Source organism: Thermoleptolyngbya oregonensis NK1-22 (assembly GCF_032705245.1).
Lineage (GTDB): Bacteria > Cyanobacteriota > Cyanobacteriia > Elainellales > Elainellaceae > Thermoleptolyngbya > Thermoleptolyngbya sichuanensis.
The window spans coordinates 1,670,027-1,688,067 of record NZ_CP053540.1; the positions used below are offsets into that span (position 1 = coordinate 1,670,027).

Below are 18,041 nucleotides of genomic sequence, written 5' to 3' on the forward strand. Positions count from 1 at the left end.
CAATTAAGACAATAAGAAATGTTTCCAGATGTCTTCATTAAGTAGACCGGGGAGATCAAAATGGAGTCCACCAGTGCTTTAATTTGACGAGCCTGGGGTTAGCAGGCTCGCTACGCAGAGAGCGTCCGACGCTTGGTGATCAGGCGATAGACTTCAATGATGTCACCTTCCTGCCAATCCTTGAAGTTGTCTACGCCGATGCCGCATTCGTAGCCTGCGCTGACTTCCTTCGCGTCTTCCTTCATTCGCTTCAGCGAGTCGAGGTTGCCCTCGAAGATGACCTCGCCGCCGCGACGCACGCGCAGTTTGCTGTTGCGGATGACCTTGCCTTCCTTGACATAGCAGCCTGCAACGGCTCCCTTGCCCACGGTAAACACAGCCCGGACTTCTACCTGGCCCAGCGGCTCTTCCACCAGTTCGGGTTCCAGCAGACCTTCCATTGCGCCCTGGATGTCATCCAGCAAAGCATAAATCACGGTATAGTCGCGCACATCTACATCGGCCTGGTCGGCTGCCTGACGCGCCCCACTCGCAAAGGTTGTGTTGAACCCGATGATTACGGCGCTGCTGGCGGCCGCTAGGTCTACGTCAGTTTCGGTGATCTCGCCCGGAGCCGCCAGCAGCACCCGCACCTGCACTTCTTTTTGGGGAAGCTGTTGCAGCGCTGCCAGAATAGCTTCGACCGAACCCTGCACGTCTGCCTTCAGAATCAGGTTCAGCTCTTTCAGGTCGCCCTCTTGGGCCTGGCTGGAAATCGTATTCAGGCTGACGCGACGAGACGACATGGCCTGCTGCAAGCGAGAGAGACGCTGCTGATCGGTGCGGTTGCTGGCGATCGCCCGCGCTTCTTTTTCATCCAGATAGACATCGAACTCGTCACCCGCAGCAGGCACATCGCTCAGACCCAGCACCTCGACCGCAAAGGATGGCTTACCCTCTTCCACCCGCTTGCCGCGATCGTCCACCATTGCGCGGACTTTGCCGAAGACCGAGCCAGCCACCAAGATGTCGCCAACACGCAGCGTGCCGTTCTGAATGAGCAGCGTCGCCACCGGGCCTTTCGCCTTGTCCAGATGTGCTTCGATCACTGTGCCCTTAGCAGGGCGATCGGGGTTGGCGTAGAGGTCTTCCACCTCAGCCACCAGCAGGATCATTTCCAGCAGGGTGTCCAGGTTCTCTCCCGTCAGAGCGCTAACGGGCACCATAATGGTGTCGCCGCCCCACTCTTCAGCCACCAGCCCATATTCAGTTAGCTCTTGCTTCACGCGATCGGGCTGGGCTTCTTCCTTGTCTACTTTGTTAATGGCGACCACGATGGGAACCTCAGCCGCCTTAGCGTGGCTAATTGCCTCGATGGTTTGGGGACGCACCCCGTCATCCGCCGCCACCACCAGAATAGCGATATCCGTCACCCGCGCCCCCCGTGCCCGCATGGCGGTAAAGGCTTCGTGACCCGGCGTATCCAGGAAAACGACCTGCTGCGTCTCGCCGTTATGTTCCACATCAACGTGATACGCGCCGATGTGCTGCGTGATGCCCCCTGCCTCGCCTTGAGCCACCTTGGTCTTGCGGATCGAGTCGAGTAGGGTCGTTTTGCCGTGGTCTACGTGACCCATGATGGTCACCACGGGCGGACGGCGCTGGAGATTTTCCAGATCTCCCGCATCCAGCATTTCTGTGACTTTCTTCGCCTCTGCTTCCGGCGCTTCGGTATCCACCAAAATGCCCATCTCTTCCGCCACCATCGTCGCAGTGGGGATGTCGAGAACCTGGTTTACCGTGGTCATGATGCCCTTCATAAACAGGGCGCGGATGACTTCGGTTTCGGGAACAACCAGCATATCAGCGAGTTCTGCCACCGTCAGGCTGCCCGTGAGGGTAATGATTTCGGGGCGCTGCCGAGTTTCCTGCTGTTCCCGGCGATCGCGCCGACTAAAGCGCTCGTTGCTAGAACCCCCGCGCCGCCGCTGCGTCGGTGCAGCTACCGCCACGGGCTTTGCTGGAGCTTTTTGGCTCTTGGGCTTGGGCGGGCGCATCAGCGAAATGCTGAGGGCGGTCGGGGCCGAATCATCTCCGTCGGCTCCATCCAGCACCTCATCCAGATCGATGTCTTCGTCGTCGTCCAAAACGTTGGGCGATCGCCGCTTGGACTTCACACCGGCCTTAGCTACCTTGTTGGGATTTTCCTCGTCTTCCTCCTCCCAATCCTTGCCGCGCTTTGCCACCTTGGTTGGTGGCGTGGGCTTGGGCTTCAGCGTGGGCGGCTCTGCCAGGATAGGCATACTGCCTGCGCTGCGGGTGTCGGCTGCGCCAGACTCTTCGGATGCACCCGGAGGTGTTGGACGAACGGGCTTGCGGCGTAGCTCCAGCACTGGCTTGGCGCGCAGTACAGGCGGTTCAGAAGTTTCTGTAATACCAATGCGGCGAGGGGCGGACTCACTGGCTTCCCCAGAGCGGGACTCTGGGCGAGCGGCGGTGGGCGATCGCCGAAGCCCCTGGTCATCGCCTCCCACTCGCATGACCACCTGATCACTGCGATCGCTCGCCTTCTTCAGAACTGGGCGGCTCACGGAACTCACAGACTCTGTTCGCACAGGCTTAGAAGGCGGCCCCATCAAAGAGGGCTGCTCTTCGGGCAATGGTGCAGGCTCCGCCACTTCAGGGCGCACAGGAGGGGGCTGGGGCGCTTCAACTGGAGGAGACTCTACTTCTTTGGGGGCTTCCGATTTGGGTGCTTCCGAAACAGGAGTCGCAGGCTTTTGAACAGTGGGAGGAGTGGCAATTGGCCGAGGCTCAACTGTCCGTGCCTCAGCAGGCTCTGCTGCTGGACGATCCGGACGCACCGGCGCAGATGAGGTGGGCTGCGGGGCCGGAGCAGGCTGAACTTCTGGCCGCTTAGGTGGCTCTACCGCAGGGCGATGGCGACGGACTTCAAGAATTTGCTGCTTTTTAACAGGCGGCTGCACGGCGCTCTGTTTTCGTTGAGGCATAGAAGAAGGCGTTGAGGTAGGCCGGTGAACAGGAGGGGTATGGGATGCAGAAGGGCTGTGGGCAAGCCGCTCGGCCGCTGAGCGGATGCGGGCTGCCTCAGCTTCGGAAATAGTGCTGCTGTGGCTCTTGACCGGAATATTCAATTGTTCGCAAACGTCCAAAATCTCTCTATTATCCAGATTCAATTCCTTTGACAACTCGTAAATTCTCACCTTACCGTTCATCCACTCTCCCCTTCTTAGCCAACTGAGATTTTCACATAATGTTGCTTCGCTTTCCTAACGAGACGACGTGACAAGACGACGTTTACAATGCTCGACAGTTAAAGCCCAGACAAAAACAGCTTTAGGCTTGCTGCGTTGACTTTTGTTTCCAGTCCTTGTTCTAGCGCTAAGGCTTCGAGAATTCACTGCCCATCAGGTTGAGGTTCTACAAATGTCTCTTGCCGCATCTGCAAGGAAACCCCGAACTAGAGCAGAACACAAAACTAAAACAAAGCTCTCCTGGGTTGAAGGCACGCCCTTATCTGGCCGAGGCTGCCCAAAATGCTTAGTGGTTGAAGGCTCGTTCTCCCTTAAAGTCAACACAACGTAGAGTCTGGCACCTAAAGTCTGGCATCCAGCCGATTTGATCAGTGATAAGTGTCTCCGTATCGGTCATTGAATCTCTGTGGCTGCTACCGGGCCCATACCTAACTTCAGTGTCTGACAATGAGATTGCGACAGACCCCTCCCCTAGAGTAACAACTCTCAGAAAGTTCCTAGGACAATCACCGGGCTTGCCCCAGCGAGTCTGGCTTCTGAGTGGAGTCTACAGCAAGACGCTGCCGCAGCGTTTGATAAACGGCTTCAGGTACAGACACTTTTAATGACCTCCCTAGCCTATCTTTCCTTTGGGCTGCCTGCAAGCAGCTAGCCGTCGGGCACAGGTAAGCCGATCGACCCATCCCATAATCTAATTGTATCGTCTGAGACGGATATACCCGCACGATTCGCCAGAACTCTGTCTTGGGTGCAAGTCTTCGGCAACTGAGACAGCGACGATAGTTAGGCGGTGGCATGACCGTTTTCAGAAAATGGCTCAGGCGGGATTTGAACCTGCGACCTTGGGCTTATGAGTCCCATCGCATAGGGTCTAAATCCCTTGATTTATGGTAGATGCAAACTTGCTGGCTGGGAAAGGACTAAAACCTAGCCTAAATTAGCTCATTACTGCCGGGGGGTTCCCCCGGTATTTCCTCCCTCCAAACGGGCAGCAATTTGCTCGATCCTGGCAAACGCGCCCTTGCTGAGAACCTTAAGCTCCAGAACCTCATCTTTCAAGGCTTCCTCATCCTTCTGAAGCTCAAGCACGAGCGCTTTTAACTGCTCATGGTGGCGCTTCAAATGCTCAAAGTCCCTTTGCGCTGCATATTCCTTGACCTTCGCATCGGCCTGGCGCTGAAACTCAGCATCCAGGCGTGCCTGATAGTCTTTCCTCACGCTTCGCATGTGCCCCTGAACGCTTAGGAAGGTTCCAACGATACCCGCAAGGATTCCGATCAACGTAGCAACGATTTCTATCATTCGCCGATCCTCTGAATCCAAAATTCGGGGCAAGCACTCGAAACAGCCATTGTATTTAGGCTAGATCCAGAGTCCTGAAAAGCATTCAGTTCCACATAGTCGCCTGCGGAGAAGTGCCAAACCGCAAACACGTTGGGACGCAGCAAGGCAGCTCCAAAAGAAGATGCTATTAGAGTCGTCCCGTTGACTCGCAGGGTGGCGGCTCGGTTGCCTGTAGCATTTGTTCCGAAGTCTAGGTTTCCACCTACCAAGTACTTACCTGCAATCGAAACTGTTAGGCGGGTTGGACTTCCTGCGCTCCAGAAACCGCCGTTATCGTAGCGAGTTCCTGAGAAACTGATCGCCGTTCCCGTGGCGTTTGGAATTGACTGATTGGTATTGCGAAAGACCCGCGCCCCAATCTCCGATAACGGAATGCGATCGCCCTGTGGGAGCGACCGCATCAACCCATTCACCAGTACCAGAGGTCGGCGCAGGCTCATAGCAAAATCTCTGGGTGAATCGAAATTTCCAGGCCTGTCGTGCTGATTGCAGTGCCAACCCTCACGCAGTAATCACCACTGGCAACCGGGGCGGTCGTGGTGAGGCGGCCCGCCGTCGCCGCGCTCAGAAAGTAAATCGCTCCAGCCGTAAGCCCTCCGGTTTGTCCAGTAATAACGTCCCATTCGGCGGTTGTGGCTTCCAGGACACCATCGGTCTGGATGAAGCCGGCCGCGCTTGCGGCGATGCTGGCATCCTTTACCAGCCCGATCGGGCGGGCGGTGGCTCCGGCATTGGCCCGCGCCAGGGCAAAGTTGTTGGCGGCGCTGATGTAGACCGGAGAGCCGATGGGGGCGGCGGCGGCTCCGGCATTGGTGAGGCTGATAACGTCAACCTCACTAGATGCGGCATCTAGTGTGTCGCCAGGGGGTAGCTGACGTACCAATCCGTCAACTAAGACAAGTGGTTTTCGTGAGGGCATATCACATTCCTATGGGAGGCTGAATTGAAATTTCTAGCGCTGCTGAACTAATTGCTGTACCAATCCGAGTTAGGTAAAACCCTTGGGCGCTGGGAGGAACGTGTATTAGCTCACCGGGAAAAGGTGAAAGGTAGTAGGTTGCGCCAGGAGCAAGCCCGTCCGGTTGACCGATGATGTTTTCCCACTGGGCCGCCGTGAGGGTGATCACTCCATCTGTCTGAATCCGTCCGCTGGTGTTAGGGGCGATCGCCGCCGCTGCCAGCCCTACAACTGTCGCAAGCGGACAGGAGTCACATCGAGCGGGAACCACGCCGTTTACGCCCGAACTGGCCACGGGCGCTCCTGGCAGCAAGTCACTGCCAGATAAATTCACCAGTTCTGGAAAATCAGCCAGCGCTTGAGAAGCGTAATCACTAATCTCAAGCTGGATTGGAGGGCGCGGGCTGACAATGGCTGCGGGATGAACGGAAGGGTTGATATCTGCGGGCGGCGGAATTAAGTCATCAGCTTCCAGCGAAAAAATAGGCGGCCCTGGAACAACAATCAGTGGCTTTGGGGACGACTGCAAAAGCAGTCCATTTGACTCGGACGGCGAGCTTATTTCGAGAAACGGTGGAGGGGAAATCACAATATCCATTTCAGTTTGTGACTCCTGGCGAAACGTAAACCTTTCCCTGAAGCACTCGACGGCGATCGCCCCCCTGAACCAGCATCACAATATCGTACCTCCAGAATTGAGAAGACTCAGGAATAGGAATCCTAGTCGTTTCAGCGCTACTTAGAAATACGCGAACCGGAGTTTTGTTTGCATCCTCGTCATAGGGACGTACTTCAAAGCGAAAATTTGCAAAAACTTCGCCGCCAAAGTCGCGGCGAATCTGCCCCCTAAAGCTGCTGGTAGAAACATTGCCAGGGTAAAACAGCATCAACTCCCAAAAGCTGTTTTGCTCGATAATCGCCTCATTGTTTAGGTCATAAATTGGAGCGGTCATTCATAAAAGACCTCAATTTCAATATTCCAGGGCGACGGATAAAAAGGCAATCGTCGCCTGATTTGAACTTCATACAAGAGAAATCCCGGCCCCTGCAAATCTTCAGGAAATGGAACGTTAATAATAATCGGCTCCAAGCTTGGATAAATTTTGATCCAGGGGCGCAGCCTGCCGCTGCGCGGCCCTGAAATTAGATACCTGGAGATGAATGCCGAATTATAGGCATCTGTCGGCCCTTGAGTGATTCTGAATAGTTCAGCACCCGCAACGGCCTCCGGAAAAGCCTGCCATTCGGCGTTTGGATTCACAAATCCAATACTCTCCCAGGGCATAGGTTTCTAATGATCCAATCAACATTGGAATCTACTTCGTTCACATATTGAACGGGATCTAATCCTTGGGCCTCCAGCAAGTCCAGCAAATCATCAGGATGCATCGAGCCGTCAAGCAGCGCGGCGATCGCGCAATTCCGTTCCATCATCCGAATTATCTCGTCTTGAGCATCTTGATCGTTGAAATCAAGATGCTCGATTGACATCGTAAGAAATGGGGCAAGACTGGTCATCGCTGTTTAAAGACTTCAGGCTTATAGGAAACTCGGCGGTTGCCGCCGCTGCTCAGGAGCGCCCCTTTAATTTCGTTAAACTCCTCATATTCCAGGGCCGTAGATGTACCTCGCCCAAAGGGATGGCTATAGCTGTTTCCGGCGTACTTTAGGTATTGCAATCCTGTAATTTCAGAGGTTGCCACCGTTCCGTTACCAGTCCGAACGAATAGAACCGCCTTGGCGGGAGAGAAACCGGGAATTCTTTGCCCTCCGTCTGTGGGCGCTGTTGTTTGGGCGCGGGTTCCAATGGCAGCGCTCATGATCGAGCGAGCTTCGTTTGAGGCCCGAGCCATTGCAAGAGTGCCACTTGGCATATCTTTTCCAAACGGCTCAAGATACAGCACGGTTTGAGGGCCGCGGGAAGTGCCCTGCCCAATCCGACGCGGGCGCGTAGCGGACTGCTGGAGCCATTGAATATATCGGGTCTGCGCTTGTCCTAGGACAGCGCCCTGCCTAATTCTTGAGAAACGACTCATGATTAATTTCCTTCAAAAATCTGGATGAGTCAAAGTTAACTTAGAAAAGGCAAAATAAGATTTTTCGGACTCATGAATGAGTCCTTTGTTTTTGGAAATTACGCAATGATGAGAGCGTTACGTCTTCGCCCCGTCATGTCAACCAAAGTAATTGCGTTTTGAACGCCCCAAATATGCACTTCTGCATATCGAAACCTTACATTGCCTACAGGTCTGCGGCGAGGTCTTCTACGTGTCTGTCCGTAGATAAACTCTTGTCCAGGAACAATTGGCGGGTTTTGACTAAATTCGGAAACCGTTAGGAATTCCCGATCTAAAGTATCGTTTTGCAGGTCTAAAACTTTATTAATCACCTGAACGCCTTCCGCTTCGTTAAAGGCGTTCACAGAAAATTGATAGCCTTGCTCTTTGCGGCGATAGGTTAGCTTTACTCTACCTTTTCGCCACACATATCCCCTGCCTGTGGCGAATTCTGTGCGAATTTTGTTTGCCAGTGTTTGAGCATTGGCGGGAGTAAAGGTATTGTAGTTTTCATTTTTAATCCGAAAACTTATCTCAGCGTCAATTGGCGAATATCCCGGTTCAACGTCTTCTATGTCCTCCCGGAAGTAGAGCGTAACCTGTGGAGCAAACTGAACGCTTTGTTGATAGCGATCGGTAGGCATTGTATAAAGCGGCGGGTGAAAGTCGCTTGCCTGACCGCAAATGACGTAAAACAGCCACATTCTTAGCTGGCACATGATGGCTGTGTCTGTGTCTCGAATCGTACAGGCCAATCGCAGCCTTGATCGCGGCGTACTCAGGTTGGCAATCCAAGTTTCATTCTCCGGAGCAACATCGCGAAACTCCCTGACAACGCGGCGATTGTGAACCCACATCAACACGTCTTGCAATTGCTCCCAGGGGTTGATCGCATCCAGCCCTTCTGGACTTAGGTTTCCAAATCGGTCACTCATTAGAGGTTGCCTGCTCAGCCTGTGGCGGAATCGGTTGATTGACTTTGATTGAGGCGGCGGTTAGCTCGTCCTCGAATTGTTTGACGGGGACAGTCTCCGGATTGTTTGTGGCTGCGGCGCTGCGAGGGGCGGCGGGTTCCTGGACGGTTCCAGCGCCCGCAAGTTCTTGCTGTAGTCGAATCTGTTCTTGCTGAATTTCTTGAATTTGCTCAGCAATTTCAACAGGCACGGCGGCAACCTGCTCAATCACCTCTGCTGCTTCTTGAGCGTTGTCTAAAAACCGAAAAAATCGGTTAGTTGCAAAATTCAGGTTTGGATTCATCCACCCATAGGCATTTTCCACGAAAACGCCGAATTTTCGGGCGGCGTTGCCAATTAACGCCACATAATTTCCAACGGCTTCCAATCCTTCTATCACTGTGTAGAGGATTGACTGAGTAGACCAAACAATGTTTGCGGCGGCTTGATAAATTCGGTTCGCCCGTCGCCAAACCGCTTGGACGGTTTCAACGGTTTGATCGCCAAAGATTGATTTGAAAAAGCTTTCAATGGCATTGCCAACAAACTGAGACGTATCAATCTTGTTACCTTCTGAATCTTTTAATTGAACATCTATAAAAGGCCATTGCAAAACCAAGTCAAACGCACTAAATAGCGTTTGAACAATGCTGTTTGACAGCATTTGAGCGTTATGCAGGACTGTCACAAAAGTCAGCACATTTAGGACTTTTTGCAGTCCTAGTGAATCCCAGAAATTTTTTAAGAAAGTGCTGATGCCGCCTGTCAACTGCGGGCCCAATTTTTGATCGATTACGTTCAGTTTTTGCATAATCGTGGCGTTTGCCAGTGCATCAAACAACTGGGCAACCATGTTTGTCAGGTTGTCCAGCTTTGCTTGCATTGCCGGAATCTGGCGCGTGTAGGGGTCTGGGGTGTAGCGGCATGGCATGGGCGGATCATCCGGATTGTTGGTTGGCAAGTAAGGAATTCCCGGCTCTGGCCAGGGGCGGGCGGGAATTCCAGGAACCGTTGTTATTACGGGGGGTGCTAAAACCCCTGTGGGACGCGGCTGGACGGGCGGGCTGGGGGGGGAGAAGCCCGGCCCAGGTCTGACGACAGGGACGGTGGTTGTGAAGACGCGGGGCGGGGAGAACGGCGGGGCGGCAGCGGGCGGGCGGGCGGGGCGGGCGGCCAGGGCTGGGCCGGGCAGGATTCCAGCGGGGGGAGGGCTGGCCGGGAGGCTGGCGGCGGCGAATTGGCTGGGGTGGAACGCCTGGAGCGGATGGAGGCGCAGACGGCGGAGTGCTTGACGGGATGAGGGGCGGCGGCGGCGGCGGGTAGGGGGACTGTGGCGCGGGGGGAAGCGGAACGGGCGGGGCGATCGCGGGAGAGGGGGGGAGGGCGATCGGCGGGCGGGGACGGGGCGGCTCTGGCACGCCGATCGGCGTGGGAGGAATTGGCGTGCTGGGTTCCCAGTACCAGGGGATGTATTCAAGGATGGTTAGCTCTACAGGCTCCGATGGATCGTAGGCATCACCAAACCGTAGATCTCCGACAAATGGAGCTTCGCTGGGCGGAGCGTTTGGAACCTCTCTACCGTTAATAGTGACCCGCCCAACACCAAACTTTGAACTGATTTTAATGTTCCATCTTGCAGATCCAAAGCCATCGGTCACGAGATCCAGGAATATAAACGGCGGGTTTCCCCAGTAGTCGCCCGACTCACCCTGGATGGTAACGGTTTGTTGATCGCCGAATCGCTGTTTATAGCGAACCTGATAGCGAATATTCCAAATCTGAACCCCGCGAGGGAAGCCGGTGATCGGCTCTATTTCGCCGCTGTCTGGAATGTAGGGGATGGAGGGGGCGGGCGGCGCGGCGGGGTTTGGGCGAGGGTTTGGGGCGGGGGTGGCGCGGTTTGTGCCAGGAAAGCCAAAACCGGGCTGGCCTAGCCGGGGAAAGCGATAGGGGGCGGGGCGGGGAAATCGCAGCGAAGGGCGGAACCCGCGAGAAAAGCCGCTAGGGGTAAAGGGCGATCGCGGCAAATTTCCCACACCAGGGCGAAGGGCCGGGGCGGGGCGAGGAATCGAGCCAGACTGGGGAACCGGCCCAGATGTGGGGCGCGGCTGTAGCGAGTTGCCAGCGCGAGCGCGGGTTTCCGCTAGTGCCTGCTGATAGGGATCTCGAATCGTTTCCCTGATTCTCTGGATCTCGTTATTAAAAGATCGCAGATTTTGCCTGGGCTGCCCGCGAACCTCTGGGCGGTTAACCTTGACTGTTTGCTCTGGAGCGTATCGATAGGTTCGGGGCTGAGCCGGAGGGCGAGAACCGGGGGGAGGTCGATACGGCTGTGGTAGACGGAATTGGGCGGGGCGGGATGGAACCTGCGGGGTTGCAGGTCTGAAGCGATTTTGAAACGAGCGGAGCATTTGCCACCGCTGTTCAATTGGGTAATTTTGCAGATTTCTGAGGAATCGACCATCTGCGGGATTGGTATTGACGTAGACCCTCACGCCGCTGCTGGGCGATACGGGTCTTACCGCAGAGGGGGTTAAGCTTCCACCTGGGCTGACATAGCCACCGCCCGCTCGGAAGCTGCCGCCGCCCGCTCGGAAGCTGCCAGCCGCAGTGCTAAAGCCTGAGCCGCCAAGCTGATCGAGTTCCTGGATTACCCCTACAGGCATTAATCCTTAAACTCCGGTGGAATTGTGAGCGAGCCGAAGGGCTGGGCAAATTCCCAAATTCCTGCTTCACCGCGCTGCCAGTTTGGAGAAAGCAGAATGCTTTGCCGCGAGATGCAACGCCACTGCGGGGAACCTGTCGCGGTTAAATACCACGGCGCTGAAACCGCGACGTATTCATCAACGCCAGGAGCTTCCAGGATTTGATCGGTGGGGTAGAGATGCTGGGCGACGGTTGCCGCCCAGACTAGAAGTTTTTCGAGGGTGTTTACCGTGCTGGGTAAATCTGAGGGGGAAAAGGCTGTCATAGGAAAAGTGATTAAAACTTGACAAAAACCGGGATCATTTGTACCCAGTTGGACTCAATTCTAAACCGGGAATCTTAAATAAAACCCGCGCCAGTATCGGCGCGGGTTTCAGGACATCTATTCAAGAGAGTATTCCCATGCTTGAGCGTTTGACTTATCGAACCCAGAAAGTTGTTAACGTTCTGTTTGTGATATTGGTTCTGTTGACGGGCTTGCGGTTTTGTCTTGCCAGCGCGTTGTATGTCAAAACTGCAAGTGAGCCAACAAAAACGACGATTGATCAAGTTGCTGCATACTTGGCAAAAAAGGACGGCGATCGCTATCCAGTTGATGAATACAAAACGCTGCTCACCCGGCTTGATGCCCGCTGCTCTGAGAATCATGAGGTTGTGGCCGGTTTTGGGGTTGCATTTGCCAAAAAGTATCAGGAAGTGACAGGAGAATGGATGCCTGCCATTGAAGGATTGCAAACGCTTGAGTTTGAATTGCAGAATGAGCGGGGCGGTCAGGTGAACTGCATGAGGGTTTATCAGAAAATCAATAACTAGGCAATTAAAGATCTCTCATTTCGCTCCACACGACACCAAAGCCCTTGCCCCTGGCTGGGCGCTGCGAGGGCAGCGGATTGCCATGTCATTGCCTGGAAACGCTGCAACCAATTTTGACCAATCCTCTAGCCACAGGTTCTCAGGGGGAGCACCTTCAAATTTTGCATACTTCAAAAGCAGAAACATGAAAAAACCATTGGCATTTTCGAGGTATCTGAACTCAGGCTGATATCCAAGCGAAAGGCACTTTTCAACCGCATCACCTATCGAAATCTCTTGCAATTCATCAATCGCAATGAATAGCGCGGCCTCACCACGCTTAGGCGGACAAGCGGGCATCAGCAATGGGTTAGGGATCATCGTCATAACCTTGAACCTCTCCGAGAAATTTACAGCGGTACAAACCGTTTTTCAAAGGCGTAACTGACGTGACGATTACTCTGGTTCCCCCTGTCTGGGAATAGTAATCAGCCAGCGATCGGCATTTTTGGCGGGCAACCGCATCGCTCATCGCATTTACAAATTCCTCCCACTCGCTGGTTTCCGCCTCCGGATCATCCAACATCGGCATGGGAGCCGTTGTGTATGGGGGCGCGGCTTCAGGGGTGGGCGGCTGACTCAGAACCAGAGTACCAACAAGGATTAACAAGAGCAAGGGCAAAAACGGAAAGCTCTTGATTTGCGGTTTTGCTACCATTGGGGACTCTCCTTATCAAACGCAAATTCAACACACTCGATCGCGCCCGTCGGCGCATCGATCGAGAACACTAGAAGCGCCCCCGGCTGCCAATTGGGAACGGCTTCCACGCGGGAATAGCCCACCATGCCCTCGACGGGCACAGGGTTTTTTAGGCAGCCGTCGCCGCCAATGCCGCCAGATGCCTGTAGCAGGCGATCGAGATTGGCGCGGCTGATGTGCCAGGTTTCTGGCTGCGGCGCGGTGGGCGGCGGCGCGGCATGGGCAGGCCCGCCCTGGGCGGTGGGCGGCGGCGGCAATTTGCCAAGACCCGACACGGGCGGATGGGCGGCGGCGGCTGGCAGCTGCGCGGCGGGCGACGCGCTGACCGATGCCCAGTATTCGTCGCTGCCATCGTCGGGATGAGCGCCGAAGCTGGGCCAGTAGAGCGCCATGCCCTGCTCATCTAGGGCTTCTTGAATGGGCGTGAAAGCAGCCGCAATTGCGGCCACCAAAATCAGCAGCCCGAAAGGGTTAAACTTGTCCTCCATAATGGAGTTACCTCGTTAATGTGATGGTTTTCGGGGTAGCGCTGCTGGGGCACTCGCCAAAGTCACCCAGCAGCGTTTTGTATGCGAAAAATGACGCACACCAATCGAACGGGATTTGAGTTTTGCCCACCTCCTTTAATTTGCAGCGCCATCATTAGGGGAAAAGGAATCAGGTAGCTCATCAGCCGAAACTTTCAGGGCTGCACACAAAGCTTTGAACTGTTTCAGGGTGAGCTTTGCTTCGGCTCTGCCTTTTTCCCAATTCCGAACAGTGTGATCAGTCACCCCTAGCAACTGAGCCAGGGACTCTTGAGTTAGACCTGCACGTTCTCTGAGTTCCACAAGCGGTGAAGTGATGACGTTTTCATTAGACATCTTATCGTAAATCTATTTACCCGTAAAACGATTTACGATATGCTCAGAGAGCAACCGTGAAGTGTTTTACGGTTGGACAATGCAGCGCGGGGACAGATGCCACTCGTTACCGCGTTGCATCCCCCAATTGTCTCATTCACAAAAACCGTGAATTTTCAGGGGAGGTGAGGGTATGACCTAAAGCTTGCGGCTTGAGCAGCCGTAGGGCGATCGCAGGGGCAAGGCTGGGTCAACTGCGATCAACTAGGGCGCTCAACTCGCTACCAACTCACGATTTGGCGGGGTGAAGAACGCGCCTCGCCAGTCGGCCTCATGTGCAGAACCGAATCAGGGGGGTTTCCCTTACCCCCCCTGTCTTTCCTGGCAAAACAAAAGCCCCAGGTGCATAACACCTGGGGCGGCGATAGTCATTCAGATTGGTTCAAGGCTTATGACCAAACTAACAAAAATCTTGCTCGAAAACGTGCGATCGGCGCTGATGATCCCCTGCGACCCAGACGCAATCAACACAGCGCTACTGGTTCAAGTCTATACAGACAGCGGGCGGCACATCACCCTTGTAGGGGAAGAGGCTGCTGACTTTTGGAAAGCATGGGAGGGCTTCAATGCCTAACTTTGTAAGGTTTATGGATCAGGGGCTACCAGGTGAGCGGCTGCTTAATTTGGATCAGGTAGAAGCTTGCTGCTACCTGCCCAATGCACAGCCTCTAGAGCTACAGATTTGGCTTGTTTCTGGTGAATTCATTGCCCTTAGAGACTGGACGGCGGTGGCTGTCTGGGCCTATCTCACCGCCGCGATGCACTGTAGGACGGTGGTGATAGGAGAGCGGCCAAGCCTCACGGAACTAGAGGAAGTTGACCTTTAAAGTTGCGATCGCAGGGCAGAACCTACGCGGGTTCTGCCCTTTCTTGTTAGGGCTGCATCATGGTTATCTCTGCCTACGTTCCCGAAATTGCCGATAGATTTTTGAGCCTGTTTCCCCACAGGTTCGATTACCTGTTTGCCAAGCACCCGGCCCCAGGTGAGCCAGTGCAATGGAAAACGGAGAGCCGTCACCCGTTGAGTGATCGAATGATTCTGCGGGGTGATCTGTTGTATGGCGTGAGGTTTGGATTCAAGACCCGCTACGCAGTGATTGACATCGATCGCGGCTCACCGTATCACCCGCTGCGCGATCGGTTTGCCATCGGCAAAATCATGGCGGCGATCGAGCCGCTGGGAATCACCGATTACGTCGCCGTTACCAGCAGCTACAGCGCTGGGCTGCATCTGTATTTGCCCCTAGCGGCGGATGCGGTCACCTGGCAGCTAGCGGCGGCGCTGGAACATCTGCTGATGCTCCGGGGTTTCTTGGTGCAAGCGGGTTTGTTAGAAGTGTTTCCCAACGTTCGGAACTACGACGCAGACGGGCCCAGCTTGTTCAATGGCCACCGTCTACCACTAGGGCCGGGGTCATACCTTTTGGGCCCAGACTGGCAACTGACCCACACCACGCCAGAGCAGTTTTGCAAGGCGTGGGAGTTTTGCCAGCGCCGCAATTCGATCGACCTGGCAGAGGTCGATCGGACGGCGCGGCTGGCAACAAGGCGGATTCACCGCCTCAGCTTCAAAGCAGAGAAGTTCTTGAATGATCTGAACGCCTGCATCGAGCCGGGATGGACAGGCTACGGGCAGACCAACTATCTGCTAGGTCGAATCACGCTGCGTTCCTACTGCTTTGGTCACATTTTGCGGGGCGGAAAACCGCTCACGGGGGAACGGCTGATCGCTGAAATCGTGGCCGTAGCCATGCAAGCCCCCGGCTATCGGGATTGGTGCAGGCATCAGCATGAGATATGGGAACGAGCAGCGGAGTGGGCCCGCTGCGTGGAAAACTCGCGCTACTTCCCCTACCGATACCCAGAACATAAGCAGGGCAAGGATTCTGAGAATGACCTGGTCATTGATGACCAGGTGCTTAGCTGGAATGCTTGGCAGATGGAGCGTGCAAGGGAGCGGCTGTGTTTTGCCATTGCCGATTTGCTGAATCGGGGGGAACTGCCAGCGACAACCGCGGCCCGTTTCGAGCGGCTGACGCTCGATTACGGATTTAGCGGAGAAACGCTCTATCGCCATCGCGACTTATGGCATCCGGATCACCTGTGGAAAACCCCCCCAAACCCCCCCAAAACAGGTGACATTCCTGGCGGTGATCGCGCTGGTGGCGCATCACCGCCAGGAACGCACACAAGCTTATTAGCTCAAACAGACCGTAAAACCCTGCCAGACAAGGGCTTTACCCCATTCTGGCAGGGCTGGGATCTGGGAACAGGGTGTAATGCCTTGCCTGACAAGGGTTCTGACGATTTCAGTGGTGAATTTCATGGAAAAACCAATACCAAACCTCGACCTGAGCGACCTGCTTTGTGAGATCGAGTGCCTGCGGCGAGAACTAAGAGACACAGGCACAGACCCAACCCCCCGAATGATCCACTGGGGGCGGTTGGTTCTGCGACGAACTCACCCCGCGCCTATTTTCGCGTCCGACTTTGAAAATTTGCCCGTAGAGCAGCGCTGGCGGCGGGTGAGGGCGCATCTATCGCCTCAGCTTCTCAGGGCGATGCTGGGCAATTTGAGTGAGCTAAAACGCTCACAGCAAAAACAAATAAACCTATTCGACAAAGACAATGAGTAAATCTGATTGGGTAACGACTTCAGTTCTGTGTGCAGCGCTGGGCATCAGCACTAAGCACGTCTGGAAGCTGCGGAATGAAGGGCTGCTAAAGCAGGGGCAGCACTGGCGCAACATCGCCCGCCCCCAGGCGGCGCGTCCTACCTATCGGTGGCATCTCAAGCGCTGCGAGAAAGCGATCGAAACTCCACAGGAACTCCGATGAGCGGTTTTGAAACTCGATTAGCTCAGGCAAACGGACGGCTGAAAGCGGGCCGGGTTGGCGTGGCAATCGAGCAGCGCGGGGGGCGGCTGCTGCTGCGCGGCACGTTCCCTCCCAGACCTGGCAGCGAAAAAACGCAGCCTTATCAGCAACGTCTGGCGCTGGGCTATCACGCCAATCCAGCGGGCTTGAAGCTGGCAGAGCTTGAGGCGAAGAAGGTTGGCGCAGCTCTCGATGCTGGGGAGTTCACCTGGGAGTTCTATCAATCCCAGGTAAAGCCGCTGTCTGTGGGGGATTGGGTACAGCGGTTTGAAGTGGATTACTTCACCCGCAGACAGCGATCGCCCAAAACTGAGACGACGTGGCGGCATGACTACCGGAAGGTGTTTGACCGTTTGCCAGCGGATGAGCCGCTGACGGAGCAGGTGCTTTATCGAGCGATCGTCGCTACAGCGCCCGATACGCGAACCCGAAAACGCTTTGCAGATGTGTGCCAACGGCTGGCACAGTTCGCAGGGCTAACGGTCGATTTTCGACCGTTACGCGGTGGCTATTCGCCCAGCAAGGTCACGCCGCGCAATCTGCCCAATGATGGGGCGATCGCCTTTTGGCGACGGCATATCCCTAACCCGACCTGGCAGCGTGTCTACGGGCTGCTGGCGGTCTACGGGCTGCGACCGCATGAGGTCTTTGCGCTCGATTTTGAGGACTTCCCCCTGATCCGCGTGGGGGAAGAGGGCAAGACCGGGGCCCGCATCGTCTACCCGCTTTACCCTGAATGGGCAATCGGTTGGGACTTGATTGGCGACTTGCCAGCCGTCAGCGGGCGAACCAACACCGACCTGGGAAACCGGGTTAGCAAGGCGTTTCAGCGCTACAAAATCCCCTTCACTGCCTATGACCTGCGACATGCATGGGCCGTGAGGGCGATCGCCTTTGGTTTAGATCTCTCCCTGGCTGCGGCCCAGATGGGGCATTCGGTAAAGGTTCACAGCGAGATTTATCACGCTTGGATTACACAAGATATACACAAGCGGGCCTATGACGCGATTATGTCAAATCCCTATCGCCCGATGCCCCCGGTGGACTAATTTTTGGACTAAATAACAGGGATGATTAGAGACATTTAGGGATGATTAGGGATTATCTAGAAAAAAGCAAGTCCCTAGAATGCTTGCTGTAACTGCATTCTAGGAACTTGCTTTTCGCTAAAAATATGGCTCAGGCGGGATTTGAACCTGCGACCTTGGGCTTATGAGTCCCCTGCTCTAACCACTGAGCTACTGAGCCAGAAAAGCTGCAATTGAACGCCTTGAGTCAGTTTTAACTAGCAAATTTGATTCTGCCTGCTTGGTTCTATCTGCTTGGTTTTACCGGACTGATAGCGTTCTAGATTTTAGCCTTTATTAAGATAGCATATCCGACTGGTGGATTAGGGCGATCGCCCGCTGGAAAATTTCTGCAATTTGCTCGGAACCCA

Annotated in this window: 23 protein-coding genes and 1 tRNA gene; 6 read left to right on the forward strand and 18 right to left on the reverse strand. The window is 55.0% G+C overall.

All coding sequences use genetic code 11. The annotated features are described in order from the left end of the window. Positions 1–110: 110 nt before the first annotated feature. From infB to HNI00_RS07275, 13 genes are all read right to left on the reverse strand, one after another. Complete coding sequence (gene infB / locus HNI00_RS07215) at positions 111–3,215, reverse strand: translation initiation factor IF-2 (protein ID WP_316791995.1); 3,105 nt, start codon at positions 3,213–3,215, stop codon at positions 111–113. Positions 3,216–3,760: 545 nt separating this feature from the next. Next, complete coding sequence (locus HNI00_RS07220) at positions 3,761–4,051, reverse strand: YlxR family protein (protein ID WP_297080144.1); 291 nt, start codon at positions 4,049–4,051, stop codon at positions 3,761–3,763. A gap of 148 nt (positions 4,052–4,199) precedes the next feature. Beyond that, the gene (locus tag HNI00_RS07225; RefSeq protein ID WP_316791998.1) at positions 4,200–4,556 is read right to left on the reverse strand and encodes a hypothetical protein; all 357 of its coding nucleotides are present in this window, start codon (positions 4,554–4,556) and stop codon (positions 4,200–4,202) included. Positions 4,557–5,034: 478 nt separating this feature from the next. After that, positions 5,035–5,517: a hypothetical protein gene (locus HNI00_RS07230; protein WP_316792000.1), complete on the reverse strand. Its 483-nt coding sequence runs from the start codon at positions 5,515–5,517 to the stop codon at positions 5,035–5,037. A 1-nt stretch (position 5,518) separates the two neighbouring features. Beyond that, positions 5,519–6,154, reverse strand: coding sequence for a hypothetical protein (locus tag HNI00_RS07235; RefSeq protein ID WP_316792002.1), 636 nt, complete (start codon positions 6,152–6,154; stop codon positions 5,519–5,521). Position 6,155: 1 nt separating this feature from the next. Continuing rightward, positions 6,156–6,509, reverse strand: a complete 354-nt coding sequence (locus HNI00_RS07240) for a hypothetical protein (RefSeq protein WP_316792004.1) — start codon at positions 6,507–6,509, stop codon at positions 6,156–6,158. Continuing rightward, a complete protein-coding gene (locus HNI00_RS07245) occupies positions 6,506–6,817 on the reverse strand; it encodes a hypothetical protein (protein ID WP_316792006.1) in 312 nt (103 codons plus the stop codon). The genes HNI00_RS07240 and HNI00_RS07245 overlap by 4 nt, the downstream gene beginning before the upstream one ends. After that, positions 6,814–7,074 carry a hypothetical protein gene (locus tag HNI00_RS07250; RefSeq protein WP_316792009.1) on the reverse strand — a complete coding sequence of 87 codons (261 nt, stop codon included), beginning with the start codon at positions 7,072–7,074 and terminating at the stop codon, positions 6,814–6,816. The genes HNI00_RS07245 and HNI00_RS07250 overlap by 4 nt, the downstream gene beginning before the upstream one ends. Next, a complete protein-coding gene (locus HNI00_RS07255) occupies positions 7,071–7,376 on the reverse strand; it encodes a hypothetical protein (protein WP_316792011.1) in 306 nt (101 codons plus the stop codon). Before HNI00_RS07255 ends, HNI00_RS07250 begins: the two co-directional genes overlap by 4 nt. Before the next feature lie 314 nt (positions 7,377–7,690). Further along, positions 7,691–8,548 carry a hypothetical protein gene (locus tag HNI00_RS07260; RefSeq protein ID WP_316792013.1) on the reverse strand — a complete coding sequence of 286 codons (858 nt, stop codon included), beginning with the start codon at positions 8,546–8,548 and terminating at the stop codon, positions 7,691–7,693. Continuing rightward, positions 8,541–9,527, reverse strand: a complete 987-nt coding sequence (locus tag HNI00_RS07265; protein WP_316792015.1) for a hypothetical protein — start codon at positions 9,525–9,527, stop codon at positions 8,541–8,543. Before HNI00_RS07265 ends, HNI00_RS07260 begins: the two co-directional genes overlap by 8 nt. Beyond that, complete coding sequence (locus HNI00_RS07270; RefSeq protein ID WP_316792016.1) at positions 9,505–11,232, reverse strand: hypothetical protein; 1,728 nt, start codon at positions 11,230–11,232, stop codon at positions 9,505–9,507. The genes HNI00_RS07265 and HNI00_RS07270 overlap by 23 nt, the downstream gene beginning before the upstream one ends. After that, the gene (locus tag HNI00_RS07275; protein WP_316792018.1) at positions 11,232–11,537 is read right to left on the reverse strand and encodes a hypothetical protein; all 306 of its coding nucleotides are present in this window, start codon (positions 11,535–11,537) and stop codon (positions 11,232–11,234) included. The genes HNI00_RS07270 and HNI00_RS07275 overlap by 1 nt, the downstream gene beginning before the upstream one ends. Before the next feature lie 137 nt (positions 11,538–11,674). Here HNI00_RS07275 and HNI00_RS07280 point away from each other — a divergent pair, with 137 nt between their 5' ends. Further along, positions 11,675–12,085 (forward strand): hypothetical protein, encoded by a 411-nt coding sequence (locus HNI00_RS07280; RefSeq protein WP_316792019.1) that lies wholly within the window; start codon positions 11,675–11,677, stop codon positions 12,083–12,085. Between the two features lie 15 nt (positions 12,086–12,100). Here HNI00_RS07280 and HNI00_RS07285 read toward each other — a convergent pair whose 3' ends face one another. The 4 genes from HNI00_RS07285 to HNI00_RS07300 all read right to left on the reverse strand — a co-directional run bounded on the left by HNI00_RS07285 (position 12,101) and on the right by HNI00_RS07300 (position 13,687). Further along, complete coding sequence (locus HNI00_RS07285; protein WP_316792021.1) at positions 12,101–12,451, reverse strand: hypothetical protein; 351 nt, start codon at positions 12,449–12,451, stop codon at positions 12,101–12,103. Next, positions 12,435–12,782: a hypothetical protein gene (locus tag HNI00_RS07290; RefSeq protein ID WP_316792023.1), complete on the reverse strand. Its 348-nt coding sequence runs from the start codon at positions 12,780–12,782 to the stop codon at positions 12,435–12,437. Before HNI00_RS07290 ends, HNI00_RS07285 begins: the two co-directional genes overlap by 17 nt. After that, positions 12,776–13,312, reverse strand: coding sequence for a hypothetical protein (locus HNI00_RS07295; protein WP_316792025.1), 537 nt, complete (start codon positions 13,310–13,312; stop codon positions 12,776–12,778). Before HNI00_RS07295 ends, HNI00_RS07290 begins: the two co-directional genes overlap by 7 nt. Before the next feature lie 135 nt (positions 13,313–13,447). Beyond that, positions 13,448–13,687, reverse strand: coding sequence for a helix-turn-helix transcriptional regulator (locus tag HNI00_RS07300; protein WP_316792027.1), 240 nt, complete (start codon positions 13,685–13,687; stop codon positions 13,448–13,450). A gap of 430 nt (positions 13,688–14,117) precedes the next feature. Between HNI00_RS07300 and HNI00_RS07305 the strand changes: the two genes are divergently transcribed. The 5 genes from HNI00_RS07305 to HNI00_RS07325 all read left to right on the forward strand — a co-directional run bounded on the left by HNI00_RS07305 (position 14,118) and on the right by HNI00_RS07325 (position 17,652). Beyond that, positions 14,118–14,300 (forward strand): hypothetical protein, encoded by a 183-nt coding sequence (locus HNI00_RS07305; protein WP_316792029.1) that lies wholly within the window; start codon positions 14,118–14,120, stop codon positions 14,298–14,300. Further along, the gene (locus HNI00_RS07310) at positions 14,293–14,553 is read left to right on the forward strand and encodes a hypothetical protein (RefSeq protein ID WP_316792031.1); all 261 of its coding nucleotides are present in this window, start codon (positions 14,293–14,295) and stop codon (positions 14,551–14,553) included. The genes HNI00_RS07305 and HNI00_RS07310 overlap by 8 nt, the downstream gene beginning before the upstream one ends. 59 nt (positions 14,554–14,612) lie before the next feature. After that, positions 14,613–16,097: a hypothetical protein gene (locus tag HNI00_RS07315; RefSeq protein ID WP_316792034.1), complete on the forward strand. Its 1,485-nt coding sequence runs from the start codon at positions 14,613–14,615 to the stop codon at positions 16,095–16,097. 257 nt (positions 16,098–16,354) lie between these two features. Beyond that, positions 16,355–16,564, forward strand: a complete 210-nt coding sequence (locus tag HNI00_RS07320; protein ID WP_316792036.1) for a hypothetical protein — start codon at positions 16,355–16,357, stop codon at positions 16,562–16,564. Next, complete coding sequence (locus HNI00_RS07325; RefSeq protein WP_316792039.1) at positions 16,561–17,652, forward strand: hypothetical protein; 1,092 nt, start codon at positions 16,561–16,563, stop codon at positions 17,650–17,652. Before HNI00_RS07320 ends, HNI00_RS07325 begins: the two co-directional genes overlap by 4 nt. 126 nt (positions 17,653–17,778) lie before the next feature. On the opposite strand, the gene HNI00_RS07330 is transcribed toward HNI00_RS07325, so the two are convergent. Further along, a tRNA-Met gene (locus tag HNI00_RS07330) sits at positions 17,779–17,851 on the reverse strand. Positions 17,852–18,041 lie beyond the last annotated feature (190 nt).